Below are 26,722 nucleotides of genomic sequence, written 5' to 3' on the forward strand. Positions count from 1 at the left end.
AAGCCGGTGCATTCACGGCAATGTCTCCGTTTTGAGAGTTTCAGCCCAGCTTGACCGCTTGCGCCGGCGCAAAAGCCAGGCGACACCGATCAGATCGTGGATGCCGACAAGCGCGCGGCCGATATTGGTGTAATGGGAATTTCCATGCAGCCGCGCCCGGTGCGTGACGTCGACATGGGCAACCTGCCAGCCGTCACGACTGAACAGCGCCGGAAAATAGCGGTGGTGATGATCGAAATAGGGCAAGGCGAGATAGGCGTCGCGGCGGAAGGCCTTGAGACCGCAGCCTGTATCGCGCGTGCCATCCTTCAATATCCGCGCCCGAAGCCCGTTGGCGAAGCGGGAGGAAAGGCGTTTTCCAAGCGTATCACGCCGGCCCACACGCTGGCCGGCGACGAGGCCGAGCCGGCTCGGGGCGCTGGCGGACAGAAGCGGCGCAAGAAGTGCCGGCAGATTGTCCGGCGGATTTTGCCCGTCTCCATCAAGCATGCAGATAACAGGCGCACGCGCCGCCTGCACGCCACTGTGGATCGCCGCCGATTGCCCGCCCTGGCGGTCATGCCGCACGAGCCGCAACATCGGATAACGGTCACCGAGCGCAAGCACCGCCTGGACCGTGCCGTCGGCAGATGCGTCGTCCACCACCACGATCTCGAAGTCGCCAACCGGCTGGCAGGCAGCAACGATCTCAGCCACGAGCGTTTCGACGCTCGCTTCCTCATTGTGCATCGGCACGACAACGGCGAAATCCGGCCTCGGTCTCACGCTGGCTCCGTCATATCCGTCTGCATTCAGTCCGCAGACATCATTGATAGTGGCGAGAGAAGGAGCGCGAAAAGCTTGCATGAACATGAACAGCCGTTGAACTTCACCCGATATGCGCCCGTTCTATTGCAGTTTTATTACGGGAAACGCCTCAGTGGCGGCCGGTTATTTTTTCACGGTATGCGGGAAATAATCGTACAATTCGCAGTGCTTTTAACGCGGCCGTAAGCAATTTTTGTCACCGTGCGCTCACGTTTTTTTGGGGGAGGAAACAGGATGCCGGGTGGGAATCCGACTGCTGTAAAAGCTAAATCATTGTCGATAAAAGCCAAATTTGCCGCGCTCGTCACGGGCGCTACGCTGGTTTCATGCCTGTCCGTGGGGTTGTTGTCCTACGAGATGGGCAAGTCGGGCCTGATCGACGCCAGCGAAATCAGGCTCGAAACGGTTGCAAGCAACCAGTCCAAACAGCTTGACGCCTATACTTTGCGTGTCGAACAGAGCATTTCCGAACTGTCGCAAAATGCCGCGGTCGCGCAGGCGCTGGAGACGATGACCACGGTCGTGCCTACGGAAAGGGATGCGATCCTCCAGGCGTTCCGCCGCGAGGGCGTCTCCGAGGAGGAGCGCGCCTCCTTCAACGGCGAAGGTCTGCGACTGCTTTATGCCATTCGCCATGCCACCATCAACTCCACCATCGCCAGCGTCTGGCGCAACACCCGCGTCAGCGACATCTATGTGATCGATAAGAGCGGTCTCATTATATACACCGTGACCAAGGGGAAAAACTTCCTGACCAGCGTGACGGAACCGCAGAACGCCGCGATCAAGGAGCTGTTCGACCGCATCGAGGCCGGCAAGGACGGTGTCGTCAGCACCACCGGCTTCAGCGGTGGGGAAAATGATTCGGCCATGATCGGCATGCCGCTCGCCGTTTCCAACTGGGGCCAGCTGCAGCGCAAGGGCGCCGTCATCATGCGCATCGCCGCCGATCGCATCGGCGCAGTCGTGACGCCCGAGGAAACCGGCAAGACCATCGATGACGCCGTTCTTCTGAACGCCGACGGCAAACGCCGGGCTGGCGTTCTTTCGGGCGGCGCGGATGCCGCCGTTTCCGAAAGCCTCGCGGCTCTTTCCAACGCAAACGAGGCCGGAACGGTGATGGCGCAGACGCCTGCGGGCAACATCTTCTATGCCTATCGCCCGGTCTCCGTCTTCGGACAGAAACATCTTCTGGCCATTGGTCAGCAGGAGAGCAAGGTTCTCGCCGCCGCCAACGATCTCGCCTTCTGGGCGACGCTTGCGACACTGGCCGTGCTTGCGATCATGACGCTGATCGGCATTTTCGTTTCCGCTGGTCTCACAAAACCGCTGACCGGCCTTGCCGGGCTGATGGAGCGCCTGAACGGCGGCGAGAACAATATCGAGATCAAGGCCGTTTCGCGCGGCGATGAGATAGGCACCATGGCGCGCGCGCTGGAATCCTTCCGGCAGGGCATTCTGGACAAGCAGCGCATGGAAACGGAAGCCCATCGCAAAGGCGAGGAACTGGACGAGGAACGCGCCCAGCGGGAGATGGAAAAGGCAAGAAGCGCCAGGGAACTGGAAGAAGCCGTCGATGCCCTTGCCACCGGTCTTGCCAATCTTGCGGCCGGCAGGCTCGATCTTCGCATCGAGAAATCCTTCGTGCCTTCGCTCGATCACCTGCGCGTCGACTTCAACAACTCCATGGCGGGCCTGGAAGCGACGATCTCCAATATTGGCGAAAGCGCAAACGCCATCCGCTCGGGCTCCGGCGAACTGAAAAGCGCATCGGAAGACCTGTCGCGGCGCACGGAACGCCAGGCCGCAGCCCTTGAGGAAGCGGCCGCTGCTCTCGGAGACATGACGCAGGCTGTCAATCTGTCCTTGTCGCGCTGCAATGTCGCCGTCGAGGCGACGGCGGGCACGATGCAGGACGCCCATAAATCCACGGCGGTCGTCAAAGAGGCGATCGTTGCGATGGAACGCATCGAGACCTCGTCGGCCAAGATCCGCCAGATCATCGACGTCATCGACCAGATCGCCTTCCAGACCAATCTGCTGGCGCTGAATGCCGGCGTGGAAGCCGCGCGCGCCGGAGAAGCCGGAAAGGGCTTTGCCGTTGTGGCGCAGGAAGTGCGCGAACTCGCCCAGAAATCGGCAGCCGCCGCCCGTGACATCACGACGCTCATCGCCACCTCTGCGGGTGATGTGGAAAGTGGCGTGGCGTTGGTGCTGAAGACCGGTGAAAGCCTGGAGCAGATCCAGAAGCGCATCCAGTCGGTCAACGACCAGATCGGTGAAATCGCCACCGCATCGCGCGAACAGTCCGGCCGCCTCAGCGAAATCAATGCCTCCGTCAACGAACTCGACCATGTGACGCAACAGAACGCGGCCATGGTGGAGGAAACGACAGCCGCAGCCTTCTCGCTATCCAGCGAGGCGGACGGTCTGACCGAACAGGTGGGGCAATTCTCCGTCGCCGCCGTAAGGCAGCGGGATCAGCGTTACGCGGCATAAGTCGCAACGAAAAAGGCCGGAGGCAAAACCTCCGGCCTTTTATTTTGCCTGAAAACCTGATCCGGGCTCCCAGGAGCCGGAGCCCCTGGGAACACGCCGGCTTGATCGTGATGATCCGTCGCCGGCTTCCGGGGAGGAACTCAGAAGAAGCCGACCTTGTTCGGGCTATAGGACACGAGCAGGTTCTTGGTCTGCTGATAATGATCGAGCATCATCTTGTGGGTCTCGCGACCGATGCCCGACTGCTTGTAACCACCGAAGGCGGCACCTGCCGGATAGACGTGATAGCAGTTCGTCCACACACGGCCCGCCTCGATGCCCCGGCCGGCCCGGTAGGCAATGTTCGTATCGCGGCTCCACACGCCTGCACCCAGACCGTAAACCGTGTCATTGGCGATTTCGAGCGCTTCCTCAACCGTCTTGAAGGTGGTGACGGAAACAACCGGACCGAAGATTTCCTCCTGGAAAATCCGCATCTTGTTGTTGCCTTCAAAGACGGTCGGCTGAATGTAATAACCGTCCTTCAGATCACCCGTGAGCGTCTTGCGGTCACCGCCGGTCAGAACCTTGGCGCCTTCCTTCTTGCCGATCTCCAGATAGCTCATGATCTTGTCGAACTGTTCCTGCGACGCCTGCGCGCCCAGCATGGTCGACGGATTGAGCGGATCGTCCTGGCTGATGGCCTGAACGCGTTTGATCGCCTTTTCCATGAAGCGGTCATAGATCGATTCATGAACCAGCGCGCGTGAGGGGCATGTGCAAACCTCACCCTGGTTAAGCGCGAAGAAAGCGAAACCTTCGAGCGCCTTGTCGAGGAAGGCATCGTCCTCGTTCATCACGTCGGCAAAGAAGATGTTCGGCGACTTGCCGCCCAGTTCCAGCGTGATGTTGGTGACGTTGTCGGCCGCATAACGCATGATTTCCTTACCGACCGAGGTGGAGCCGGTAAACGCGATCTTGGCGATGCGGTTGCTCTGCGCCAGCGGCTTTCCGGCTTCCAGGCCCGTGCCGTTGACGATGTTGAGGACGCCGGGCGGCAACAGATCTTCGATCAGTTCCATCACGACAAGAATGGAGGCCGGCGTCTGTTCGGCCGGCTTCAGCACCACGCAATTGCCGGCGGCAAGCGCCGGCGCAAGTTTCCACGCGGCCATCAGGATCGGGAAGTTCCACGGAATGATCTGGCCGACGACACCGAGCGGTTCATGGAAGTGATAGGCGACCGTGTCATTGTCGATTTCGCCGATCGTGCCTTCCTGTGCACGGATGCAGCCCGCGAAATAACGGAAATGGTCGATCGTCAGCGGAATATCCGCATTGGTCGTCTCGCGCAGTGGCTTGCCGTTATCCCAGGTTTCGGCCCGCGCGATGAGATCGAGATTGTCCTCGATACGCTGGGCGATCCTGAGCAGGATGTTGGAGCGTTCCGTTACGCTGGTCTTGCCCCATTTCTCTCTTGCCTTGTGGGCAGCATCCAGTGCGAACTCGATATCGGCCGCATCCGAGCGAGGAACTTCGCAGATCTTGTGGCCCGTGACCGGCGAAAGATTATCCATGTAGCGGCCGGATTTCGGCTCCACCCATTTGCCGCCGATGTAATTGCCATATTTCAGCTTGAAGGGCGCTTCGCCCGCTTTCTGCTGAACCTGAATATTCATGATTTCATCCTCCCTGATGAAAACGATCCGCGACGGACCGCATGGGAGAAAGGTGAGCCTAGATGGCGCTGTTCGGTAGAGGGGCGGCGCTGTTCCGCAGCGCACATTGTCTCACATCTGCGACAAAGGCGCTTCGATCCGGCATGATTGGCCGGATCGCAACCGCTTGGACCTTAATGCACGTCGAATTTCTTCATCTTGCGATGAAGCGTGGCGCGGCTGATGCCGAGCAGCGAAGCGGCTTGCGTGACGTTGCCGTTGGTGCGAGACAACACACGCCGAAGCGCCGAGCGTTCCGCTTCCGCAAGGTCGGAACCGCTGTCGTGGCGCTGCTCCTGCAGAATATCCGCAGCGGGCAGGCCCTGCGCGATCAGGGTATCATCGAGCTTCAGCGCAAGGCGTGCGGCGCGGGTTGCACCAAGCACAAGATCGTCCTGATCAACCGCAAGCAAAGAAAGCGCCGCGCCAAAACCACTCGGCACCACAACGATGCGCGCGCCCGGAAAGGCGCGACGGAAAAGATTGCCCTCGATGCGCTGCGCCGCATCCTTCACCGCCTGGGTGACGAAGGAAAAGGTCATCTCGTTAATATCGTCGCGGCAGGTGGAAATATCGAGTGCGCCCGTCACCCGGCCGGTATGGTCACGAATGGGCGCCGTGGTGCAGCAGAGTTCGGTATTCGACGTGAAGAAATGCTGGTCGCGATAAACCACCACCGAACGCTCATCGACGAGCGCCGTGCCGATGCCGTTGGTGCCCACACTCGCCTCGCTCCAGACCGCGCCGGACCAGAGACCAAGCGCTCGGAATTCTCGGTCATCGCCGGCCGCACCGCGTCTTTCCAGCGCAACACCCTGCGCATCGGTCAAAAGCAGGCAGCAGCCGGATTTGCCGACACTTTGGAAAATGCGGTCAAGTTCATCCGTGCTTTCGGCAATCAGGCCGGCCGCACTTTCACGGGCGCGGCGGAATTCATACTCGCTGAGAAAGATCGGTTTGCGGTTTTCCTCCGGTGCAAGATGATGTTTGACCATGCAGCGACGCCAGGAGGCGACAATCGGAGAACTTGCGGCGGCGGAACGGTGGCGCGCAGTTTCATACACGCGTTCCGCATGGGCGATGTCTGTCGGCATACGCTCCTCCCAAAGCTTTTCGGCGATGGTGCGCTGGAAGTGTTCACGTTTCAACAAAAAATTTCGCGACCACCATTGCCGGGCGCAACCGCGGGCTGCGCCAGACTATCGGACCGCCTTGAAATAACGCCGGCCGGCGCTCGCTTCCGTTTCATCCTCGGTCGAGAGAAACGTATCGTCCACGAGATTGGCGATGGAGGTCAGCGGTCCGGGCTTGCCGAAGAAGAAGCCCTGCACCTGCAGGCAGCCTTCGCGCCGCAGGAACTCGATATGGGCCTTCGTCTCGACCCCTTCCGCAAGCACCGGAATATTGAGGCTGTGCGCCAGAATGAGCGTCGAGCGAACGATCGCCTCCGACTGCACGTTGGTCGACAGGCCATCAATGAAGGCGCGGTCGATCTTGATCTTGTCGAAGGGGAAACTCTGCAGGGTCGAAAGCGAGGAATAACCCGTGCCGTAGTCGTCCATCGCGATCTTGACGCCGAGCGACTTGAGTTTGCGAATGGTAAGGAGCGCGTGGCGATGGTCGGCAATAATGCTGCCTTCGGTGATTTCCAGCTCGAGCCTTTCCGGCGCAAGCCCTGTCTCGGCGAGAATTTTCTCAACCTTGTCAGGGAAATCATTGTCCGCAAGCTGCTGCGGCGCGACGTTTACGGCGATGGCAAGCGATTTTTTCCACTGAGCGGCCTGCACGCAGGCTTCTCGCAGAACCCATTCGCCCAGTTCGACGATAAAGCCGGTCTGTTCCGCGATCGGAATGAATTCGGTCGGGGAGACCATGCCGCGTTCCGGATGGTTCCAGCGCAAAAGCGCTTCGAAACCAACAATGCTGCCGCTCCTGGTATCGTTCTGCTGCTGGTAATAAAGCTCGAACTCGTTATTGGCGAGGCCGCTGCGCATGGCGACGGCAAGCACGTTACGCTCACGCGCGGCCTCGTCCATGGATTTGTCGTAAAAGCATATGGTGTCCGACGTACCACTTTTTGCCCGGTACATGGCGACGTCCGCCTGGGCCATCAGCGTATCGGCATCGATGGAGCCGGTATTGCGAACCGATATGCCGACACTTGCGCCAACCGAAAATGTCTGCCCGTTCCATTCCACCGGCTTGCTGATCTGCTCGATCAATCGCTGGGCGAATTCCGCGCCATCGGCGCGGGTATAATAGGAATGGGTCATCGCCACGAATTCATCGCCGCCCATGCGCGCCAGGAACTCCCCGGCTTTCAGCACGGAACTCGCGCGGTCGGCGATGGCGCGCAGCACGGCGTCGCCCGCCGCATGGCCATGCACGTCATTGATTTCCTTGAAACGGTCGAGATCGATCGACAGAAGCGCGGTATGCGCGCCCAGCGAGACATGTCGCGTGCGACGATTGAGATGCTCGATGAATGCCGCCCGGTTGGGAATGCCCGTCAGCGGATCGTGCAGCGAAAGATGACGATAGCGGGCAACCGCCTGCTGGGTGGACTGGGCGTCGATGACATAAGTGGAAAGCCCGAGCGCCAGAAGCAGCAGCGTCACCGCAATGGCGCCTCCGCCCATGATGGCCGGCGGCAGCAGATTTTCCGGAATGATGATGCGCGGGTCAAACGCGAAGGACATCGAGGCCATGCCGGTATAATGCATCGAGGCAATGGCGAGGATGAGAAACGCCACCGCGCTATATTGGCAGAAACGGTTGAGAGGCCGGGCAATGCGATTGACCGCAATGGCGCCGAACACCGCCCCTAGCACCAGCGAGGCGATGACATAGGCCTGATCCCAGAAAATCATGCCCTGAACATTATAGGCAGCCATGCCGGTGTAATGCATCGCCGCAATGCCGAGGCCGAGGATCATGCCGCCAGCTTCCACCAGCACGCTGCGCCCGCCATAGGCGGAAATGCCGAAGCCGGCAGTCGTTGTGGTAATGGCGATCAGAAGCGATAGCCCGGTCAGATAGGGATCGTATCCCACGTCACCCGCGGCGACATAGCCCAGCATCGCCACGAAATGGGTGGTCCATATCGCCGCCCCGCCATTGACGCCCGCCAGAAACAGCCAGTTGACCTTCTGCACCCCCGTTGCCAAGCGTGCTTTTGAAAAAAGGCGCATCGAAACGAAACTACCCAGCATGCAGACGAAGACCGCTGCGACGGTGTATCGATAGTCGTGATCGATGGTGAGGCACTGGAGAACTTTGAGCATTGTCATCTACGCAATTGGAATTCTGCGCAGCCATATCATTCGCCAAGTTTTCACCCGGTTTATGTGGATGGATAAGCATATATTAAAAGTTGCAACACACGGATGAATTAGTGAATACTAATAAAATTATAAAGCGGCGCCCGTGAAAACGGGGCCACTCTTGTCTTTGGCTTCCGTTTGTATTATAGCGCCCGCACCCGTGTAGACACCCTTGGAGGCAACGCGGGCGGGATGGCCCTTGGCCTCTCCGGTTCAGGCCGCTTCGTTCGGCATGAACTCTCCATATAACCTCGAAAGGAATTGCCATGAGCAAAGAATCGTATGAGCTCAAGGCCGAGGCGCGCGAACGAGTTGGTAAGGGGTCCTCTCGTGAACTTCGCCGCAACGGTTTGATTCCCGCTGTCATCTATGGTGACAAGCAGGCCCCCATTTCCATCGCCCTGTCGACCAACGAAGTCACCAAGCGTATCCATGCTGGCGGTTTCATGACGACGGTTGCGATCATCGACGTCGACGGCAAGAAGATCAAGGTTCTCCCGAAGGATTACCAGCTTGATCCGGTCCGCGACTTCACCATGCACGTCGACTTCCTGCGCGTTTCGGGCAACACGCTCGTCAACGTTGAAGTTCCGGTTCACTTCGTCAACGAAGAAAAGTCGGACATCAAGATCGGCGGCGTTCTGAACATCGTTCGTCACACGGTGGAATTCCACTGCCCGGCCAACGACATTCCGGAATTCATCACTGTTGATCTCGCTGGTCTGAAGATCGGCGACAACGTTCACATTTCGAATGTGAAGCTGCCGAAGAACATCACGCCGGTTATTGCCGACCGTGACTTCACGATCGCAACGATCGTTGCTCCGGCTGGCGGCGTCGCAGAAGAAACGACTGAAGAAGCTTCCGAGGAATAATCGGCGGCCGCAAGGCCCGATAGCTTTGAAGAATGAGGCCCGTTCCGTTTTCGGAACGGGCCTTTTAGTTTTTATGAACTTTAAAACCAGAAAGCTTGCCGCCCACGCATGATACGGAACCCGTTTCAGCGTCGATTAACACTTCCATGAAACGATACCCTTGCGCTGTCGTGGAACACCGGCCGGGCTGAGGAAATGGGATGGGAAAACAGGCTCTTGCCGAAAACCTTCGCAAAACCTCTCCGGACAGACGAAACGGGCGCAGCAAGTCTGGGGCAAAGGGTAGCTGCAATCGAACATGGCTCATTCCGTCGAAAGTCGCTTTATCGCGATTGTTTCCGGCGCACTTCTTACAGTGGTCGCCCCGCTCTTCACGCTTTTGCTGACGCTTTCCTACCACGAAGCCATTCGCAGCCAGCGTAACCACCTTGAAATTCTGCTGTCGACCAATGCACAGGCGCTTGCCCGCCCCCTGTGGGACCTTGATGACGACACCATAAACCAGATTACCGGCACCCTCGTTTCCGACCCCGTGATCCGCATGGTCGAGGTCAAGGATACGTCCGGCCAGCTCGATATCGTCCAGACCGCCGGCAGCGACATCATTCAGGATGCCGCCTCGACGACGCGTGAGGTGACCTACAAGACCACGAAAGGCTCCGTCACGGTCGGGCAACTCACGGTCTATTATGACGATATCAGCCTTCTGACCTCTCTCAGCCGCAACGAACTGGCCTTCATCACGATTTTTATCCTCGCCGTCCTCGCCATCGTTCTTGCCGCCGTCGCCGGCAATCGCTTCATGGTCATCCGCCCGCTGATGCGGCTGGCGGCCGCGATAGAGGCAACGCGGCGTCTCGGTTCGCGCCATCACGTCGACTGGCGCTCGAAGGACGAAATCGGCCGGCTGGCGAAAAGCTTCAACGAAATGCAGACACAGCTCGAAAAGGAAGAGCTGGAGATCAAGAACGCGCATGAGCGAAAGACGGAAATCTACAACCGCACGCCCGCCATGCTGTTCTCACTCGACAGGCACGACCGCATCGCCGCCGTCAGTGACTATTGGGTGCAGGCGACGGGCTACGACCGTACCCGGATACTCGGGCTGAATTTTGCCGATCTCATCCACCCCGATGACCGGCTTCTGTTTCAGCAGCGCAAGACAGCGCACCCCTTGCCCGATACCTCGCATAGCGGCATCACCGTGCGTTTCCATTGCATGGATGGCAGCGTCATGGACGCACTCATCCTCGAAAAGGCCCTTGATTCCGGCGATGCGGCGCATCAGAGCACATGCCTCTGCGTCATGACCGACGTGACCGAATTGCGCCAGTCGGAAAAGCGCAATCGCCAGCAGGCCATTTCCGACCATCTGACCGGCCTCTTCAACCGTCAGGGCTTCGAGGCCATTCTCGATCTGCAGATCCGCGATGCGGACCGCAACGGCAGCGAACTCGCCTGCCTCTTCATCGACCTCGACCGGTTCAAGGCGATCAATGACAATCTTGGCCATGCCGCAGGCGACGCTGTTCTCAAACAATTCACGCTGAAGCTCGAGCCGCTGCTGACGCCGCTGGACAGCGCATCGCGTCTTGGCGGCGACGAATTTGCCATTCTTCTGGCCGGCGACAAGGTGGAAGAGCGCGCCCTGCAATTCTGCGAGCGTATCTGCACCATGTTGGATACGCCCTTCGAGATCGAGAACAACAGCATACGTCTCAGCGCCAGCATCGGCATGGCGGTCTATCCCCTGCACGCCTCCAGTGCGTCAGAGCTTTTGCAGAATGCCGACATGGCGATGTATACCCGCAAGCGGACGGGCAAGAACGGCTCGCAGGTCTTCGACAGCTCGATCATGGACCGGGCCCGGGAACATGCAGAACTGGAGCGGGATATCGCACAGGCGCTTTCCGAGGACTGGTTCGAGGCCTATTTCCAGCCGATTCAAGATCTTTCAACCGGCCAGACGGCTGGTTTCGAGGCGCTGCTGCGCCTCAACCACCCGGACAAGGGCCTGCTTTCTCCGGCCGCCATTGTCAGCCTCGCGGAAGAAAACGGCACCATCCAGCGCATCGGCAATGTCATTCTCGATCAGTCGATCGCCAATCTCGCCAGACTGTCGCGCCTGCCGGGCATGGAACAGACCTATGTAGCCGTGAATTTTTCGCCGCTGCAGTTCGAGCCGGGATTGCCGACGCGCATCGCCGGTGTTCTGCACCGCCACGGCATTCTTCCCAGACGACTGGTCATCGAGATCACCGAAGCCGTCATCATGAAAGACGATCCGCAAATCCGGGCGATCCTCAATGCCATCCATCAGCTCGGTTGCCGCATCGCGCTGGATGACTTCGGCACGGGTTATTCCTCGCTCAGCTATCTCAGCCGTTTCCCGGTCGATATCGTCAAGATCGACCAGTCCTTCACCCGCTCGATCTGTGATGACACGATGGAAATCAGGCAGCGAAACCGCATGCTGGTCGAAGGCATCGCGGCCATCTCGCACAAGATGAATTGTGTCGTCATTGCAGAGGGCGTCGAGACGGAAGAGCAGAAGGAACTTCTGACCGATATAGGCGCGGATTTCGGGCAGGGTTATTTCTTCGCACGCCCGCAGCCGGTCGAAAGGCTGATCACCTCCCTCGACATCGCGTCCGGGAAAAGCCGCATTGCGGCGCGGCAAGCGTGAACCGGCAGGGGGCCGCAATGGGATTGATCCGCTTTTGTCTGATCTTTCTTGCTCTCGCCGCTCCGGCCAGCGCGGCCAAGCTCTTCCTGACGACCGAGGTCTACCCACCCTATAATCTGCAGGCGAGCGACGGCAGCGTGCGCGGCGTCTATTTCGACCAGCTCAAGATCGTGCTCGAGGATACCGGCACCAGTTACGAGGTCGCCGTCATGCCCTGGGCGCGAGCCATTGCGTTGGCCAGCACACAGGCCATGCATTGCGTCTTTGCCGCTGCGAGAACACCGGAGCGGGAAAAGCAGTTCAAATGGGTCACCCCGATCCATATCGACCGCAATATCCTCGTGGCGCGCCGCAAGGCGAATGTCGAAGCCTCCAGTCTTGATGAGGCCAGGAAATATCGGGTGGGAACCCAGCGTGGCGACTACACTGAAGCGCTGCTGCAAAAGCTCGGTTTCCCGCAGGTGGATGTCGGTGCGGATTTCGAGATCACGCTTCACAAGCTGGAAGCCGGCCGCATCGACCTGATGCCCATGTCTGAAAGCACTTTCAAAAGCCTGCCCGCCGACACGTTCAGGGAGGTGATAACGTTTACGCGGCAACAGCTTGGGCTTGCCTGCAACAAAAGCGTGCCCGACGAGGTCATCGCAAAATTACAGGCCCGGCTGGACCGGCTGATCGCCGATGGAACGCAGCAGCGGATATTCGACCGCTACAATCTCGTCAGCCCCTGACCCATCCAAACTGCATAAAAAGCCCTAAATCCATAAAAAGATTGACAGCCGGCGGATTTCGGGGTGGTGACAACAGCATCATCTGGCAACATGCGGACATGCCCCATGAAGATCATCGCAGGACTCGGCAATCCCGGCGCGCAATATGCGGGAAACCGCCACAATATCGGCTTCATGGCCGTCGATGCGCTGCAGCGCCTGCCTTCTTTTGCGCCCTGGTCGAAGAAATTCAAGGCGGAGATTTCCGAAGGCGAGATCGGCGGCGAAAAGGTCCTGCTGATGAAGCCGCTGACCTACATGAACCTTTCGGGTGAATCCGTCGGCGAAGCCATGCGCTTCTTCAAGCTTGCACCCGCAGACATCATCGCCATTCATGATGAACTTGATTTGCCGGCCGGCCGCGCCCGCATCAAGACTGGCGGCGGTCATGGCGGCCACAACGGCCTGAAATCGCTCGACGCCCATTGCGGCAAGGAATACCGCCGTCTGCGCCTCGGCGTCGGCCATCCCGGCGACAAGGAGCGGGTGCACGGTCACGTCCTCGGGGACTTCGCCAAGGCCGACCGCGTCTGGCTCGATCCGCTTCTGGACGCCATTGCCGACAATGCCGCCATGCTGGTGAAAGCAGAGGATTCACAGCTGATGAACAAGCTGGCGCTGGCCACGGGCAGCAAGCCGGAAGCCGAGAAGCCGGCCAAGGCAGCCAAACCCGCCGCGCAATCCCATATCCATCAGGCACGCAACAGCGCCCAGCCGAAAAAACTGCCGGAAACCGGCCCGATGGCCGAAATGTTGAAGCGTATGTTCGGCAAGAAGGACTAGATCACCAATGTCTTCGGAGACCATCGTCCTGCGCGAAGCCCAAGCCGGCGATCTGGCTGGACTGCTTGAACTTTACCGGGCGCTCAATCCGTCCGATCCGGAAATGACGACAGAAGAAGCAGATACCGCTTTCGCGACCATGCTCGCCCAGCCGGGCCTGACCGTGTTTCTTGCGACCAAAGGCGGAGAAGCGGTCGCCACCGCCACGCTGCAGATTGTTCCGAACCTGACGCGCGCCGCCCGTCCCTATGCCCTTATCGAAAACGTGGTGACGCTGGAAACCCGTCGCGGCCGCGGATATGGCCGGGCGGTCGTGCGCCATGCCGTCGAGGTCGCTTTTGCGGCGAATTGCTACAAGGTGATGCTGCTGACCGGCCGGCAGCGCCCGGAGGTCCATGCATTTTACGAAAGCTGCGGCTTCGTGCAGAACAAGACGGGTTTCCAGATAAGGCAGGATTAACGCTCACTCCTCGGGCTCGGTGGTGAACATCAGCGGAAATCCCGCTTCCTTGCCGAGATCGGTGGCTTCCTTGGCCTTGGTCTCGGCAATATCGCGCTCGCAGACGACGACAACCGCGCTGCCGAAGCGATGCGCCGTCATCATCACCCGGTGGCCGGTCTCCTCGCTCATACGGAAGATCGCCTTCAGGACCACGGTTACGAAATCGCGCGGCGTATAGTCGTCATTCAGCAGAATGACCTTGTAGAGCTTCGGCCGCTCCAGCTTTGGTTTCACTTTCGGTTTTGGCTTGAGATCGACAGGACTGTCACTCATCATGGCCGCTCGTGCCTGTCGCTCATCGCGGTTGTTCATGGGAAACCCCGTTGATGACGAAAGATCGATCGCTTGACCCGCTTATATTGCGCCGCAACCACGCCATCGGCAAGCCTGCCCGAAATTCCTCACCATTAAAGGGGCTTTGCCCACCCAAATCGGCCCGCGGGCTTGACCTTGCCCTGCCCTTTCCGCAAAAGGCTCCTCAACGAATTCTTTCAAACGGACAGGTTTCAAGCCATGGGCTTCAAATGCGGTATCGTTGGATTGCCAAATGTCGGCAAGTCCACTCTCTTCAACGCGCTGACGAAAACGGCAGCGGCACAAGCCGCCAACTATCCCTTCTGCACCATCGAGCCGAATACCGGCGAAGTGGCGGTTCCGGATGCGCGCATGAAAATCCTCGCCGACATTGCCGGCTCGAAGGAAATCATCCCTACCCGCATCTCCTTCGTCGACATCGCCGGCCTGGTACGCGGTGCATCGAAGGGCGAAGGCCTCGGCAACCAGTTCCTCGCCAATATCCGCGAAGTGGACGCCGTGGTTCACGTTCTGCGCTGCTTCGAGGATGATGACATCACCCACGTCGAAGGCCGCATCAACCCCGTGGCCGATGCCGAAACCATCGAGACCGAGCTGATGCTCTCCGATCTCGAAAGCCTTGAGCGCCGCACGGAACAGACCCGCAAGCGCGCCACCGGCAAGGACAAGGAATCGCTGGCGCAGCTGCCGCTGATGGAAGCTTCGCTGAAGCTTCTGAACGAAGGCAAGCCGGTCCGCACCCTGCTCTCCACGCTCGATGCCGAAGAACTGCGCATCCTTCAGGGCCTCAACCTCCTGACTGCGCACCCGGTTCTCTACGTCTGTAACGTCGCGGAAAGCGACGCCGTCGACGGCAACGAACACACCAAGGCCGTTGCCGAAATGGCGAAAGCCCAGGGCGCAGAATCCGTCGTCATCTCCGCGGCGATCGAATCCGAAGTCGCACAGCTTCCCGATGAAGAGTCGAAGGAATTCCTCTCCGCCCTCGGCCTCGAAGAAGCGGGCCTCGACCGTCTGATCCGCGCTGGCTACAAGCTGCTTGACCTCATTACCTATTTCACCGTTGGCCCGAAGGAATGCCGCGCCTGGACCATCGAGCGCGGCACCAAGGCCCCGCAGGCCGCCGGCGTCATCCACTCCGATTTCGAACGCGGCTTCATCCGCGCCAATACCATCGCTTACAACGACTATGTCGCCTTCAAGGGCGAAGTCGGCGCGAAGGAAGCCGGCAAGGCCCGCGATGAAGGCAAGGAATATGTGGTTCAGGATGGCGACGTCATCCACTTCCGCTTTAATACCTGATCCGGCCCGGAGCAGGGAAAGGCCAAGTCGTTTCTTTTAACGTCTAGGGTGGCACCGCGTCGCCACCGTTTCTTCTCCCCGCCGGGGAGAAGGTGGCCCGAAGGGTTGGATTAGGGGCTAGCTCTCCTGATATCACGACCCTTGCCCCCTCTTCCCGCTGCCGCGACCTTCTCCCCCTCGGGGAGAAGGCGAAAGGCGCACCCGCTCGCCCAAACGCCTCTTCACGAATATGATCGCACCCTAGATTTGACCTTTACGTAAAGGGAAAAATCATCTTAGATGCGCCGACCTTGACTGTGCGAAGGGAGGACGCCATGACGCCGGTCGCGACTTATGCCTATGAGGATTTTCCCGTAGGGCAGGAATTTCCCCTTGGACCGCAATCGATTTCCGCAGAGCAGATCGTTGCTTTCGCCAGTGAATTCGATCCCCAACCCATGCACCTGTCCGAAGAGGCCGGGCGCCAGAGCATTCTCGGCGGGCTCGCCGCTTCCGGCTGGCACACCTGCAGCCTGCTGATGCGGATGATGGCCGACAGCTATATCTCGGATTCGACATCGCAGGGCAGCCCCGGCATCGATTATGTCGACTGGAAGAAACCGGTTCTGGCTGGTGATACGCTTTCGGGAAAATCCATCGTGCTGGAGCAGCGCCCTTCCGCTTCGCGCCCCGGCATCGGCCTCGTGAAATTACGCCACGAGCTTTATAACCAGCGCGGCGTTCTGGTGTCGCACGGGGAAAACACCGTCATGTTCCTGATGCGCGGTAATGGAGGCGTTACGGCATGAAACTGGCAGAACTTTCCCCGATCGGCGAACGCGTCACCCTCGATACGCTGCATTTTTCCGCCGAAGACATTATTCGCTTCGCCCGCGATTTCGATCCGCAGCCTTTTCACCTCGATGCCGAAGCAGCCAAGAACAGCGTTTTCGGTGGGCTTTGTGCTTCCGGCTGGCACACCGGTGCAGGCTGGATGAAATGTTTTCTCTCTCACTGGATGAAAGAGGTAAAAAGGTTGAAGCAACAGGGCCTGGAGCCGCCAAAACTCGGCCCCTCCCCCGGCTTTCGCGAACTCAAATGGAAAAAACCGGTCTTCGCCGGAGACGATGTCACCTACTTCGTCACCCTGCTCGACACCCGCCCATTGGAATCAAGGGCCGGCATCTGGTTGAACACGACCTTCAATGAGGGCGTGAACCAGTCTGGAGACACGGTGCTGACCTTCCGCAGCGGCGTGCTGGAGTTCGAATAGGGGCTGGCCCATATCACCCCGCCGCGATAGCTTCAAAGCAGGCATCACGGCGGGCAAGTCAATATGGATGATATTCTCAAGGGTTATGCCGAGGCGGCAACGCCGGAGCTGATTTCCAGATTCGATAATCTGGACTGCCGGGAGATTTACACGCCCGTCATCGACCTGCTGCCGTCGACACCGTGCCGGATCGCAGATATCGGCAGCGGCACCGGCCGCGACGCCGCCTGGTTTGCGGCGCAGGGTCACGATGTTCTGGCAGTCGAGCCCGTCAGCGAGCTTCGCGAACCCGGCATGCAATTACATCCATCGGATAAGATTACGTGGCTGGACGACAGTTTACCCGGCCTCGCGAAAGCCCGTCTGCACGGCGTCTTCGATCTGGTCGTCCTGTGCGGCGTCTGGCACCACGTCGACTACGAGGCAAGGCAAGCCGCGATGGAGAGCCTTGCGGAAATGACGGCGACGGGCGGCTCGCTGATCATGTCGCTGCGCCACGGCCCCGCCCCCGAAGGTCGCCGCGCCTTTGCCGTTTCACCGGCGGAAACGACAGGCGAAGCCGCCCGTCTCGGTTTCACGCTAATCCGGCACGCGGAAGTCGCCTCCATTCAGGCAGGAAATCGCGCTCTGGGCGTCCGCTGGACTTGGATTGCCTTACGGAAGACGGGATGAAAAGAGCGGGCTGCCGCAGCAGCCCTGATCAGTCTTTCACCTTAATGGCCGGAAAATTCCACCAGCGTCCGGACCTCGACACCAAGGTCTTCCAGCTTCTTGCGGCCTCCGAGATCAGGCAGATCAATGACGAAGCAGGCGGAAACGATCTCCGCACCCATCTGCCGCAAAAGCTTGACCGCGCCTTCAGCGGTGCCGCCGGTGGCAATCAGGTCGTCAACCAGAATGACCTTTTCGCCCGGCTGTACCGCGTCCACATGCATTTCCATTTCGTCGACGCCGTATTCAAGGCTGTAGGCGACACGGACGGTGGTGTGCGGCAGCTTGCCCTTCTTGCGGATCGGCACGAAACCGGCCGACAGCTGATGCGCCACCGCCCCGCCCAGAATGAAGCCGCGTGCTTCCATGCCGGCAATCTTGTCGATCTTCGTTCCCGCATAGGGCTGCACGAGTTCGTCCACCGCGCGGCGGAAAGCCCGTGGATTACCGAGCAGTGTCGTGATGTCCCTGAAGATGATGCCCGGCTTCGGATAGTCGGGAATGGAACGGATGGCAGCGGAAAGCTCCGAAGCGATAACGGTCATGGTATTTCCAGTTAAGACAAGGGAAGTGGATCAGAAGGTTCGGATTACCCTATCAACTTGACGGCTGCGGACCAACTAAAAAGGACCGGCGCTCACTCCGCGGGTGACATTCCCTTGATCCGCGCCCAGGCCGGGCAGACATCCTCGAAGGAATACGACAGGGGCCGCAACGCCTCATCATCTCTGTCATCGAAGCTTCCCGAGACCAGCGCGACGGTCGGTGCGTCATCAATGGCGCCGAGCGTGCTGCCGCAGACCGGGCAGAAAGCCCGGCTGGAATAATCGGAGGATCGGAAAGTCGAGGGCGCGCCGCCCTCTCCCGTCCATGTCACCGCATCCCTCTCGAACTCCACCCAGGCAAGGCTGGGGGCGCCGGAATGCCGCTGGCAGATATCGCAGGAGCAGGTGTGTGGATTGCCGGGCTCGCCCGTGACTTCAAAACGGATGGAGCCACACAGGCAACCGCCGCTGCGAATTTTAGTCATGTCCACCATATCTCCCCCTGAACACATGAAAAGGCCCCCGCGGAAGACCGCGGGGGCCGATGATTGGCAGGCATCTGAATACCTATCAATGTTCCTTGTTGGCGTAGACCGATTTCTTGGTGAGATAGATCAGCGCCGTGAAGATGAACAGGAACACCATGACCATGAAACCGGTGCGCTTGCGCTGTTCCAGATGCGGCTCTGCGGCCCACATCAGGAAGGCAGAGACATCCTTGGAATATTGGTCCACGGTCTGCGGCGCGCCATCGTCATAGGTCACCTGATCGGCACTGATCGGCGGCGCCATCTTCAGCGACGCCGCGCTGACGAAATACGGGTTGAAATGCGTGCCTTCCGACACTTCAACACCGGCCGGCGGGTCCTGATATCCGGTCAGCAGCGCGTGGATATAGTCCGGGCCGCCTTCCTGATAACCACCGATGATCGGGATCATGTCGATGACGAATTGCGGGAAGCCGCGCTCCACGCCGCGCGCCTTGGCGAGCAGCGACATGTCGGGCGGCGCAGCGCCACCATTGGCGGCAGCGGCCGCCTCATGGTTCGGGAACGGCGAAGGGAAATGATCTGATGGCACGGCCTTGCGATTATACATTTCGCCGTCGGCGTTCGGACCGTCCTGGACTTCATATTCCGCGGCGAAAGCCTTCACCTGCTCGTCCGAATAACCGAGATCCCCCAGCGTGCGGAAGGAAACGAGGCTCATGGAATGGCAGGCGGAGCAGACTTCCTTATAGACCTTCAGGCCGCGCTGCAGCTGGCCCTTGTCATATTTGCCGAAGGGTCCGGCAAAGGACCAGCTCTGCTCTTCGGGCTTGATCACCGGGAAGTGGCCCCCGGCAATCGCATGTTCCGTCTTGGTGGCGAGATCATGGCTCTCCTCCGCCGCCGAGGCGACGGTGACGGAACAGCCGATGGCGGCGAAAAGCGCGATGCTTGTTACAAGCTTCTTCATTGTCGTCATCCTTCCTTCGCGCTCAGACTTCTGTGGCCGCAGGCGCGGCACCCGTCTTGGCGGCGTTCTTTGCAAGAACGGCCTCGGTAATCGAATTCGGAATACGCCGCGGCGTTTCGACCAGACCGAGGATCGGCATGATGACGAGGAAGAAACCGAAGTAATAAAGCGTGCCGATCTGCGACATGATGACGTAGATGCCTTCCGCCGGGCGCGAGCCCAGCCAGCCGAGCATGATGGCATTCACCACGAACAGCCAGAAGAACATCTTGTACCAGGGACGATAGACGGCGGAACGAACCTTCGACGTATCGAGCCAGGGCAGGAAGAACAGCACGATGATCGCGCCGAACATGACGAGAACGCCGCCGAGCTTGGAATCGATGATCCAAATGTTGAAGGTGATGGCGCGCAGCATGGCGTAGAACGGCAGATAATACCATTCCGGCACGATATGCGCCGGCGTCTTCAGCGGGTCCGCCATGATGTAGTTATCAGGGTGGCCGAGGAAGTTCGGCATATAGAAGATGAACCACGCATAAGCGATGAGGAACACCGAAACGCCGAGCGCATCCTTGAGCGTCGCATAGGGCGTGAAGGGAACCGTGTCGGTCTTGCTCTTCACTTCCACACCGGTCGGGTTGGTCTGGCCGGTCACATGCAGCGCCCAGATGTGCAGGACGACGACACCCGCGATCATGAAGGGCAGCAGGTAATGCAGCGCGAAGAAGCGATTCAGCGTCGGATTATCCACGGCAAAGCCGCCGAGCAGGAACTGCTGGATCCATTCACCCACGAGCGGGAAAGCCGTGAAGAAGCCGGTGATGACGGTCGCGCCCCAGAAGGACATCTGACCCCAGGGCAGAACGTAGCCCATGAAGCCCGTCGCCATCATCAGGAGATAGATCACACAGCCGAGAATCCAGAGGATTTCGCGCGGCGCCTTGTAAGAGCCGTAATAAAGACCGCGGGCAATGTGCAGATAAACCGCGATGAAGAAGAACGACGCGCCATTGGCATGCATGTAACGCAGCAGCCAGCCGTGGTTGACGTCACGCATGATCTTTTCGACGGAATTGAAGGCAACCGTCGTTTCGGCCGCATAATGCATGGCCAGCACGACACCGGTGAGGATCTGAACGATCAGCATCACGGAAAGCATCGCGCCGAAGGTGTAGGCGTAGTTCAGGTTACGCGGGACAGGATAGGCAACGAAGCTGTCATAGATCAAGCGCGGCAAGGGAAGCCGCGAATCGATCCACCTTTCGATGCCGGTGGACGGCTGATAACTGGAATGACCACTCATGAATAACTGTCCCCTTATCCGATCTTGATCACGGTATCGGATGTGAATGCAAATGTCGGGATGGCGAGGTTTTCCGGCGCCGGACCCTTACGTATGCGGCCCGCCGTATCGTAGTGCGAGCCATGGCAGGGACAGAACCACCCGCCGAAATCGCCGGCCTGGCCGAGCGGAACGCAACCGAGATGGGTGCAGGAACCGATCATGACGATCCAGTTTTCCTTACCCTCGCCGGCGGAACGGTCGATATCCGTCGCCTGCGCATCGGGGGCAACATTGGCATTGCGCGCCACGGGATCCTTCAGATCGCCGAGAGCGACGGCCTTGGCTTCCTCGATTTCCTTTTCCGTGCGGTTGCGGATGAAAATCGGCTTGCCGCGCCACTTGACGGTGAGCGACATGCCCGGCTCGACCGCCGTGACATCCACCTCGATGGAGGCGAGCGCCAGCGTCGATGCATCGGGACGCATCTGGTCAATAAAAGGCCATGCAACTGCGGCGGCACCGACGGCGCCCGCCATTCCCGTCACTAGGTAAAGAAAATCGCGACGGGTCGGTTCACCCGAAGCGTCGTGATTGGTTACGTGCTCGCTCACCGCTACACCATCCTCTGCGCTGTTTTTGCCGTAAATCGCATGAGTCCTCCCGCTATGATTTGATCCAGGACAAACTCCGTCCCATCGTCCTGGACACAACTGCGGCATTAAGAAACCGCGTCACTCTGTTTGATCGCAAAATATTGACCGACTTGGCAAGAGCAAAGCACACAAAGCCGCCGTAATTCTGCCGGAGGGGGCCGATTTGGCTCGCATTTTTTCGCCGCCCTTGGCAGGCGGGCAACATTGTGCGCATCCATGCCCCATGTTAGGAGACTTCAAGGGAGAGCTCGGAAAGCAGGGATTCGGATGACGGCGAAGCTCTCTTGCATGGTCTCCACGGCAGTGGCTGCCGTTCTGTTTATCGCCAGCCTGCGCTACATCACCGATTTCTGGCTTCTCGCCTTCGTCACCAGTTTCCAGCTTCACATCGCACTCGCCTGTATCCTGCTGTCATGCCTCGTCTTCTGGCTGACGCGCGATGCGGTTTCGGCTCTGCTTGTGGTCTGGTCGCTGGCACTCGCCATCCATGCCGTGGCGATGCTGACGGAATTTTCCACATCCGCCACCGCTGCGCCTGATGCAAAGCCGTTTCGGCTGCTATCCTTCAACGTCTTGATGGACAATGCCGCCAATGCGGATGCGATTGCCAACAAAATTCTCGAATCGGGCGCGGATGCCGTCTATCTCTTCGAGGCGGCGGCATTGCAATCGGTTCTGCCCCGTCTGCAGCAAACCTACCCGCACAGGCTGGGCTGTTACACAGGCACATCCGGATGCGATCTGGTCATCCTGTCAAAAAGACCATTGCAGGAAGGCCGTTTCCACAGTCTCAGCGATCTGCGTCGCGACCGGTTTGCCATCGCCCATATCGACCTCGACGGCACGGAACTGACGCTCGCCGCAGGCCACATCACCAAGCCCTATTTCGACGATTATCATCGCGATGAACTGGATGAAGTCAGCGAAATCCTCTTTCGCGTCACCGGCCCGCTCATTCTCGCCGGAGATTTCAACTCGTCCAGCATAGCGCCCGATATGCGCGCCTTTCTCGCCGCCAACGACCTGAAGAAAGCCACCTTCGAACCCGCCACATGGCCGACCGAGGCCGGTCGCTTCGGCATCGCCATCGACCACATCTTCGCCCGCGAACCGGCAACGCTCATGAAAATCACCCGCCTGCCCGATAGCCTCGGTTCCAATCATTATGGCCTGATGGCGGATTTCATGATCGGGAAATAGTCGAAGGCCTTACTGCGCCGCCTCGTCCGCAGCGAGAAAACCACCCGACTGCCGCGCCCAGAGTTCCGAATAAAGACCGCCCTGCGCGACCAGATCGGAATGGCTGCCCTGTTCCACGATGCGCCCCTGATCCATCACGATCAGTCGGTCGAGAGCAGCAATGGTCGACAGGCGGTGGGCGATGGCCAGAACCGTCTTGCCCTGCATCAGCTCATCCAGATTGCTCTGGATCGCCGCTTCCACCTCCGAATCGAGGGCCGAAGTCGCCTCGTCGAGCACGAGGATCGGCGCGTCCTTCAGCATCACGCGGGCAATGGCGATGCGCTGGCGCTGGCCGCCGGAAAGTTTCACGCCGCGTTCGCCCACATGCGCGTCGAACCCTTTGCGGCCACGCTGATCCTCAAGCCTTGCGATGAAGTCGTCCGCCTTGGCGCGGCGCGTCGCCTCCTGCAATTGCGCTTCGGTGGCGTCGGTGCGGCCGAACATGATGTTGTCTCTGATAGAACGGTGCAGCAGCGACGTATCCTGCGTGACCATGCCGATATGGGCGCGCAGCGATTCCTGTGTCACCCCGGCGATATCCTGACCGTCGATCAGGATACGCCCTTTTTCGACATCGTAGAAACGCAGGATGAGATTGACGAGGGTGGATTTTCCCGCGCCGGAGCGTCCGACGATGCCCACCTTTTCACCCGCCCTGATATCGAGATTAAGATGGTCGATGACGCCGTTCGCCCGCCCGTAATGGAAACTGACATTTTCGAAACGAATGCTCGGCTTCCTGACCTCCAGCGCCTTCGCGTCAGGCCTATCGACGAGACCGATCGGCTGCGAAATCAGCTCGGCGGCATTCTGAACCGTGCCGAAATTGCGCATGATGCCATTGAACTGCGTCATCAACCGTCCGAGCAGGAAGTTGAGGCGCAGCACCAGCGCCAGCGTGAAGGCGACCGCACCGGAACTGATCCTGCCGGACAGCCACAGATCGATGCAGAGCGCCGCCATGGAGGTGATCATCACGCCAGACAGCAGCGCCATGGAAGCGCGCACGCCGGTAATGAAGCGCGTGAACGTCATGGTCGCATGCTGGAAAATATCAAAGCCCTGCCGCATGTAGCGGTCATTGGCATCATCGCGCCCGAATAGCCGGAGCGTCTGAATATTGCTATAGGCATCCACCATGCGGCCGGAAAGCATGGAGGCGGCTTCCGCCGTTTCTTTGGAATGGTAGCGGATGCGCGGCACGAAATAACGCGCCAGCAGCGAGAAGATCGCCACCCAGACGAGGACGACGACCGCAAGCCGCCAGTCCAGCCCACCGATCAGGAACAGCATGGAGACCGAATAAATGCCGACGAACCAGACGCTTTCCATCAGCGAAGTGACGAGATCGCCCGCCGCCTGCCCGCCCGACCAGACCTTGGTGACGATGCGGCCTGAAAAATCATTCTGGAAGAAGGTCAGCGATTGCCGCGCCACATGCATATAGGATTGCCAGCGCACCAGATTGTAAAAGCCGGGGGTGATGATCTGCTGGTCCACCAGCGCCGTCACCATGGTGACGATAAAACGCACGACGCCGATCAGCACCAGCATGCCGACAAGTTCGCCGCCATGGGCCGCAAGCAGCCCCGCCCAGCCCTCTGACGGCTTCACGGTGGAGAGAATATCGACGAGACGTCCGACGAACCAGAAAAGCGCCGCCTCGATGGCCGCCGTCAGCCCGCCCAGCACCAGCATGGCGAAAAAGGGCGCTTTGGCCTGCGAGATATAGAACCAGATGAAGGCGAACGTGCTTTCAGGCGGCCGCAAATCGTCCTTGCGGGCGAAGGGCTTTATCCAGTTCTCGAAAAACTCGAAGATGCGGGTAATAACCATGATGCGGATATAGGCGGATTCCCGGAGCGGGAACAGCCGCGGAGGCTGCGGGAAGAGATTATATTTCGGTAACATTGCCCAAATGAAAAAGAGCGGGGAATGTTCCCCGCCCTTTCGCTTTTCCTCACTCAGCGGCCACTTCCGCCTCATGGTCGGCGATGAAGCCGCCGGACTGGCGCCGCCACAGGTCGGCATAAATGCCGCCCATTGCCGCCAGTTCCGCATGGCTGCCCGCTTCCACGATCCGGCCCTTGTCGAGAATGATGAGCCGGTCCATCTCGGTCAGCGTCGAAAGGCGGTGGGCGATCGCAATCACCGTCTTGCCTTCCATCAGCGAGAACAGGTTCTCCTGGATCGCCGCCTCGACTTCGGAGTCGAGCGCCGATGTCGCCTCGTCCAGCACCAGGATCGGCGCATTCTTGAGGAAGACGCGGGCGATCGCGATACGCTGGCGCTGACCGCCGGAGAGCTTGACACCACGTTCACCCACCTGGGCATCGAGGCCCTGACGACCGTGCATGTCGACAAGCGTCTCGATGAAGTCCCAGGCATTTGCCCGCTTCGCCGCCGCAATCACCTGTTCGTCGGTGGCCTCGGGGTGGCCGTAGGCGATGTTGTCGCGGATCGAGCGGTGCAGCAGCGAGGTATCCTGCGTCACCACCCCGATCAGCTCGCGCAGGCTGTCCTGCGACACCTTCGAGATGTCCTGGCCGTCGATGGTGATCCTGCCGCCTTCCAGATCGTAGAAGCGCAGAAGCAGGTTCATCAGCGTCGTCTTGCCCGCACCCGAGCGCCCGACCAGACCGACCTTCTCGCCCGGCTTGATATCGAGCGTCAGCCCGTCGATCACGCCCTTGTTCTTGCCGTAGTGGAAGCGGACGTTGTCGTAACGGATGGCGCCCTGCGGGGCGGCAAGCTCAGGCGCCTTGGGAACATCGACGATATCGTGCGGCTTCGTCATCATCGACATGCCGTCATAGACGGTGCCGATATTTTCGAACAGCGAGGTGACTTCCCACATGATCCACTGCGACATGCCGTTGACACGCATGGCAAGGCTGATGGCGATGGCGACAGAACCGGCCGTGACCGAACCCTGCATCCAGAAATAAAGACCGAGCGCCGCCGTGGAAAACAGTACCACGGCATTGTTGAGGTCGATCAGGATGTTGAAGCCGGAAATCTTGCGCATCTGGCGGTGAACGGTTCCAAGAAACACGTTCATGCCCTCACGCGCATATCTTTCCTCGCGGCCCGCATGGGAAAACAGCTTGATCGTCGAGATGTTGGTGTAGCTGTCGACGATCCGGCCCGTCATCATCGAGCGCGCATCGGCCTGCTCCTGCGCCAGCCGGCCGAGCTTCGGCACGAAATAGGTGAGGATGCCCATATAGATGCCGAGCCAGACCAGGAGCGGAATGACCAGCCGCCAGTCGGCCGCTGCAACCATGAACAGCATCGAAACAACGAAGCTGATCGCGTAGACGAAGACGTCGATCACCTTCAGCGCCACTTCGCGGATCGCCAGCGCCGTCTGCATCACCTTGGTCGAAACCCGGCCGGCAAATTCGTTGGCGAAGAAGTTCATGGAGTGGCGCAGCAGGAAACGATGCATCTTCCAGCGCGCGATCATGCCGAAATTGCCGGCAAGCGTCTGGTGCATCGTCATGGTATGGATCGCGCCCATCAGCGGCAGCAGGAATAGCACCAGCCCGGCCATGACGATCAGATGCCAGCCCTCATCGGCAAAAAAAGTCTCGCGATTGGCCGTGGAAAGCCAGTCGACGATATTGCCGAGGAATTTATAGAGCATGGCTTCGGCAATGGCGATGCCCATGGACATCAGGCCAAGCAGCAGCAGCCATGGCCATGCGGGCTTCACATAGTGCCACAGGAACGGCAAAAGCTTCCTTGGCGCCACAGAGGGCGCCGAAGCGGGAAAGGGATCGAGGCGTTTTTCAAACCAGCCAAACATAGGCCAAGCTCCGGCAATCAATCGCTCCATCGTGACATGGTGAGCGGACACAAATATGGCTCACGACGGAACGGAAAAGTCTTTGAACATGGCCGCAACAGCCACATGGTGAGTCGAAATATGGGAAACGCGGCCAAGCCGCAGAGTAACACCTAGGCCAGCAGCGGCACTACTGGGGCCTGGAGGCGAATACGAATGTCATT

General features: G+C 59.5%; 23 protein-coding genes. 11 read left to right on the forward strand and 12 right to left on the reverse strand.

Annotated features, from left to right (window positions below):
- Positions 1-12: 12 nt before the first annotated feature.
- Positions 13-852: a glycosyltransferase family 2 protein gene (locus MRBLRC7O_RS09325; protein WP_060727435.1), complete on the reverse strand. Its 840-nt coding sequence runs from the start codon at positions 850-852 to the stop codon at positions 13-15.
- 189 nt (positions 853-1,041) lie between these two features.
- Here MRBLRC7O_RS09325 and MRBLRC7O_RS09330 point away from each other — a divergent pair, with 189 nt between their 5' ends.
- Complete coding sequence (locus tag MRBLRC7O_RS09330; RefSeq protein ID WP_080866331.1) at positions 1,042-3,306, forward strand: methyl-accepting chemotaxis protein; 2,265 nt, start codon at positions 1,042-1,044, stop codon at positions 3,304-3,306.
- Between the two features lie 140 nt (positions 3,307-3,446).
- Here the strand turns inward: MRBLRC7O_RS09330 and adh are convergent, their stop codons facing one another.
- The 3 genes from adh to MRBLRC7O_RS09345 all read right to left on the reverse strand — a co-directional run bounded on the left by adh (position 3,447) and on the right by MRBLRC7O_RS09345 (position 8,287).
- A complete protein-coding gene (adh, locus tag MRBLRC7O_RS09335) occupies positions 3,447-4,964 on the reverse strand; it encodes an aldehyde dehydrogenase (protein ID WP_004430297.1) in 1,518 nt (505 codons plus the stop codon).
- A gap of 173 nt (positions 4,965-5,137) precedes the next feature.
- Complete coding sequence (locus MRBLRC7O_RS09340) at positions 5,138-6,097, reverse strand: helix-turn-helix domain-containing protein (protein WP_060725261.1); 960 nt, start codon at positions 6,095-6,097, stop codon at positions 5,138-5,140.
- Between the two features lie 105 nt (positions 6,098-6,202).
- Complete coding sequence (locus tag MRBLRC7O_RS09345) at positions 6,203-8,287, reverse strand: putative bifunctional diguanylate cyclase/phosphodiesterase (protein WP_111784855.1); 2,085 nt, start codon at positions 8,285-8,287, stop codon at positions 6,203-6,205.
- Positions 8,288-8,592: 305 nt separating this feature from the next.
- Here MRBLRC7O_RS09345 and MRBLRC7O_RS09350 point away from each other — a divergent pair, with 305 nt between their 5' ends.
- From MRBLRC7O_RS09350 to MRBLRC7O_RS09370, 5 genes are all read left to right on the forward strand, one after another.
- Positions 8,593-9,201: a 50S ribosomal protein L25/general stress protein Ctc gene (locus MRBLRC7O_RS09350; RefSeq protein WP_004430287.1), complete on the forward strand. Its 609-nt coding sequence runs from the start codon at positions 8,593-8,595 to the stop codon at positions 9,199-9,201.
- Between the two features lie 298 nt (positions 9,202-9,499).
- Positions 9,500-11,887: an EAL domain-containing protein gene (locus tag MRBLRC7O_RS09355; RefSeq protein ID WP_080866332.1), complete on the forward strand. Its 2,388-nt coding sequence runs from the start codon at positions 9,500-9,502 to the stop codon at positions 11,885-11,887.
- A gap of 17 nt (positions 11,888-11,904) precedes the next feature.
- Positions 11,905-12,618 carry a substrate-binding periplasmic protein gene (locus tag MRBLRC7O_RS09360; protein WP_004430279.1) on the forward strand — a complete coding sequence of 238 codons (714 nt, stop codon included), beginning with the start codon at positions 11,905-11,907 and terminating at the stop codon, positions 12,616-12,618.
- 105 nt (positions 12,619-12,723) lie between these two features.
- The gene (pth, locus tag MRBLRC7O_RS09365; protein WP_020011362.1) at positions 12,724-13,440 is read left to right on the forward strand and encodes an aminoacyl-tRNA hydrolase; all 717 of its coding nucleotides are present in this window, start codon (positions 12,724-12,726) and stop codon (positions 13,438-13,440) included.
- 7 nt (positions 13,441-13,447) lie between these two features.
- Positions 13,448-13,900, forward strand: a complete 453-nt coding sequence (locus MRBLRC7O_RS09370) for a GNAT family N-acetyltransferase (RefSeq protein ID WP_080866333.1) — start codon at positions 13,448-13,450, stop codon at positions 13,898-13,900.
- Positions 13,901-13,903: 3 nt separating this feature from the next.
- Here MRBLRC7O_RS09370 and clpS read toward each other — a convergent pair whose 3' ends face one another.
- Positions 13,904-14,215: an ATP-dependent Clp protease adapter ClpS gene (gene clpS / locus MRBLRC7O_RS09375; RefSeq protein ID WP_026363868.1), complete on the reverse strand. Its 312-nt coding sequence runs from the start codon at positions 14,213-14,215 to the stop codon at positions 13,904-13,906.
- A gap of 240 nt (positions 14,216-14,455) precedes the next feature.
- Between clpS and ychF the strand changes: the two genes are divergently transcribed.
- The 4 genes from ychF to MRBLRC7O_RS09395 all read left to right on the forward strand — a co-directional run bounded on the left by ychF (position 14,456) and on the right by MRBLRC7O_RS09395 (position 17,483).
- Entirely contained in the window at positions 14,456-15,559 is a 1,104-nt protein-coding gene (ychF, locus tag MRBLRC7O_RS09380) for a redox-regulated ATPase YchF (RefSeq protein ID WP_004430264.1), read from the forward strand.
- A 314-nt stretch (positions 15,560-15,873) separates the two neighbouring features.
- Positions 15,874-16,347 (forward strand): MaoC family dehydratase, encoded by a 474-nt coding sequence (locus MRBLRC7O_RS09385; protein ID WP_004430261.1) that lies wholly within the window; start codon positions 15,874-15,876, stop codon positions 16,345-16,347.
- Entirely contained in the window at positions 16,344-16,811 is a 468-nt protein-coding gene (locus MRBLRC7O_RS09390; RefSeq protein ID WP_004430258.1) for a MaoC family dehydratase, read from the forward strand. Before MRBLRC7O_RS09385 ends, MRBLRC7O_RS09390 begins: the two co-directional genes overlap by 4 nt.
- 63 nt (positions 16,812-16,874) lie before the next feature.
- Positions 16,875-17,483: a class I SAM-dependent methyltransferase gene (locus MRBLRC7O_RS09395; protein ID WP_080866334.1), complete on the forward strand. Its 609-nt coding sequence runs from the start codon at positions 16,875-16,877 to the stop codon at positions 17,481-17,483.
- Positions 17,484-17,524: 41 nt separating this feature from the next.
- Here MRBLRC7O_RS09395 and MRBLRC7O_RS09400 read toward each other — a convergent pair whose 3' ends face one another.
- From MRBLRC7O_RS09400 to petA, 5 genes are all read right to left on the reverse strand, one after another.
- A complete protein-coding gene (locus MRBLRC7O_RS09400) occupies positions 17,525-18,067 on the reverse strand; it encodes an adenine phosphoribosyltransferase (protein ID WP_003494623.1) in 543 nt (180 codons plus the stop codon).
- Between the two features lie 92 nt (positions 18,068-18,159).
- Positions 18,160-18,552, reverse strand: coding sequence for a GFA family protein (locus MRBLRC7O_RS09405; protein WP_004430250.1), 393 nt, complete (start codon positions 18,550-18,552; stop codon positions 18,160-18,162).
- An 85-nt stretch (positions 18,553-18,637) separates the two neighbouring features.
- Positions 18,638-19,525 carry a cytochrome c1 gene (locus MRBLRC7O_RS09410; protein WP_004430247.1) on the reverse strand — a complete coding sequence of 296 codons (888 nt, stop codon included), beginning with the start codon at positions 19,523-19,525 and terminating at the stop codon, positions 18,638-18,640.
- A 22-nt stretch (positions 19,526-19,547) separates the two neighbouring features.
- The gene (locus MRBLRC7O_RS09415) at positions 19,548-20,831 is read right to left on the reverse strand and encodes a cytochrome b (RefSeq protein WP_004430245.1); all 1,284 of its coding nucleotides are present in this window, start codon (positions 20,829-20,831) and stop codon (positions 19,548-19,550) included.
- Between the two features lie 14 nt (positions 20,832-20,845).
- Positions 20,846-21,424: a ubiquinol-cytochrome c reductase iron-sulfur subunit gene (petA, locus tag MRBLRC7O_RS09420; protein ID WP_035212667.1), complete on the reverse strand. Its 579-nt coding sequence runs from the start codon at positions 21,422-21,424 to the stop codon at positions 20,846-20,848.
- A 309-nt stretch (positions 21,425-21,733) separates the two neighbouring features.
- Between petA and MRBLRC7O_RS09425 the strand changes: the two genes are divergently transcribed.
- Positions 21,734-22,666 (forward strand): endonuclease/exonuclease/phosphatase family protein, encoded by a 933-nt coding sequence (locus MRBLRC7O_RS09425; protein ID WP_080866335.1) that lies wholly within the window; start codon positions 21,734-21,736, stop codon positions 22,664-22,666.
- 9 nt (positions 22,667-22,675) lie between these two features.
- Here the strand turns inward: MRBLRC7O_RS09425 and MRBLRC7O_RS09430 are convergent, their stop codons facing one another.
- Together MRBLRC7O_RS09430 and MRBLRC7O_RS09435 are read right to left on the reverse strand one after the other, a co-directional pair.
- Positions 22,676-24,694 carry an ABC transporter ATP-binding protein gene (locus MRBLRC7O_RS09430; protein WP_409338803.1) on the reverse strand — a complete coding sequence of 673 codons (2,019 nt, stop codon included), beginning with the start codon at positions 24,692-24,694 and terminating at the stop codon, positions 22,676-22,678.
- Positions 24,669-26,519 (reverse strand): ABC transporter ATP-binding protein, encoded by a 1,851-nt coding sequence (locus MRBLRC7O_RS09435; RefSeq protein ID WP_080866336.1) that lies wholly within the window; start codon positions 26,517-26,519, stop codon positions 24,669-24,671. Before MRBLRC7O_RS09435 ends, MRBLRC7O_RS09430 begins: the two co-directional genes overlap by 26 nt.
- Positions 26,520-26,722: the final 203 nt, after the last annotated feature.

Origin of the sequence: Agrobacterium radiobacter (genome assembly GCF_040801995.1) — a bacterium.
GTDB classification, from domain to species: domain Bacteria; phylum Pseudomonadota; class Alphaproteobacteria; order Rhizobiales; family Rhizobiaceae; genus Agrobacterium; species Agrobacterium radiobacter.

What these genes read in the sequence shown, in the direction of transcription:
- MRBLRC7O_RS09325 (WP_060727435.1), bottom strand. Translation starts at nt 852, where the DNA reads ATGTTCATGCAAGCTTTTCGCGCTCCTTCTCTCGCCACTATCAATGAT.
- MRBLRC7O_RS09385 (WP_004430261.1), top strand. Translation starts at nt 15,874, where the DNA reads ATGACGCCGGTCGCGACTTATGCCTATGAGGATTTTCCCGTAGGGCAG.
- MRBLRC7O_RS09350 (WP_004430287.1), top strand. Translation starts at nt 8,593, where the DNA reads ATGAGCAAAGAATCGTATGAGCTCAAGGCCGAGGCGCGCGAACGAGTT.
- MRBLRC7O_RS09355 (WP_080866332.1), top strand. Translation starts at nt 9,500, where the DNA reads ATGGCTCATTCCGTCGAAAGTCGCTTTATCGCGATTGTTTCCGGCGCA.
- MRBLRC7O_RS09330 (WP_080866331.1), top strand. Translation starts at nt 1,042, where the DNA reads ATGCCGGGTGGGAATCCGACTGCTGTAAAAGCTAAATCATTGTCGATA.
- MRBLRC7O_RS09370 (WP_080866333.1), top strand. Translation starts at nt 13,448, where the DNA reads ATGTCTTCGGAGACCATCGTCCTGCGCGAAGCCCAAGCCGGCGATCTG.
- adh (WP_004430297.1), bottom strand. Translation starts at nt 4,964, where the DNA reads ATGAATATTCAGGTTCAGCAGAAAGCGGGCGAAGCGCCCTTCAAGCTG.
- pth (WP_020011362.1), top strand. Translation starts at nt 12,724, where the DNA reads ATGAAGATCATCGCAGGACTCGGCAATCCCGGCGCGCAATATGCGGGA.
- MRBLRC7O_RS09410 (WP_004430247.1), bottom strand. Translation starts at nt 19,525, where the DNA reads ATGAAGAAGCTTGTAACAAGCATCGCGCTTTTCGCCGCCATCGGCTGT.
- MRBLRC7O_RS09360 (WP_004430279.1), top strand. Translation starts at nt 11,905, where the DNA reads ATGGGATTGATCCGCTTTTGTCTGATCTTTCTTGCTCTCGCCGCTCCG.
- MRBLRC7O_RS09430 (WP_409338803.1), bottom strand. Translation starts at nt 24,694, where the DNA reads ATGAGGCGGAAGTGGCCGCTGAGTGAGGAAAAGCGAAAGGGCGGGGAA.
- clpS (WP_026363868.1), bottom strand. Translation starts at nt 14,215, where the DNA reads ATGAGTGACAGTCCTGTCGATCTCAAGCCAAAACCGAAAGTGAAACCA.
- MRBLRC7O_RS09405 (WP_004430250.1), bottom strand. Translation starts at nt 18,552, where the DNA reads ATGACTAAAATTCGCAGCGGCGGTTGCCTGTGTGGCTCCATCCGTTTT.
- MRBLRC7O_RS09415 (WP_004430245.1), bottom strand. Translation starts at nt 20,831, where the DNA reads ATGAGTGGTCATTCCAGTTATCAGCCGTCCACCGGCATCGAAAGGTGG.
- MRBLRC7O_RS09435 (WP_080866336.1), bottom strand. Translation starts at nt 26,519, where the DNA reads ATGTTTGGCTGGTTTGAAAAACGCCTCGATCCCTTTCCCGCTTCGGCG.
- MRBLRC7O_RS09395 (WP_080866334.1), top strand. Translation starts at nt 16,875, where the DNA reads ATGGATGATATTCTCAAGGGTTATGCCGAGGCGGCAACGCCGGAGCTG.
- MRBLRC7O_RS09340 (WP_060725261.1), bottom strand. Translation starts at nt 6,097, where the DNA reads ATGCCGACAGACATCGCCCATGCGGAACGCGTGTATGAAACTGCGCGC.
- MRBLRC7O_RS09390 (WP_004430258.1), top strand. Translation starts at nt 16,344, where the DNA reads ATGAAACTGGCAGAACTTTCCCCGATCGGCGAACGCGTCACCCTCGAT.
- MRBLRC7O_RS09345 (WP_111784855.1), bottom strand. Translation starts at nt 8,287, where the DNA reads ATGCTCAAAGTTCTCCAGTGCCTCACCATCGATCACGACTATCGATAC.
- MRBLRC7O_RS09425 (WP_080866335.1), top strand. Translation starts at nt 21,734, where the DNA reads ATGACGGCGAAGCTCTCTTGCATGGTCTCCACGGCAGTGGCTGCCGTT.
- MRBLRC7O_RS09400 (WP_003494623.1), bottom strand. Translation starts at nt 18,067, where the DNA reads ATGACCGTTATCGCTTCGGAGCTTTCCGCTGCCATCCGTTCCATTCCC.
- ychF (WP_004430264.1), top strand. Translation starts at nt 14,456, where the DNA reads ATGGGCTTCAAATGCGGTATCGTTGGATTGCCAAATGTCGGCAAGTCC.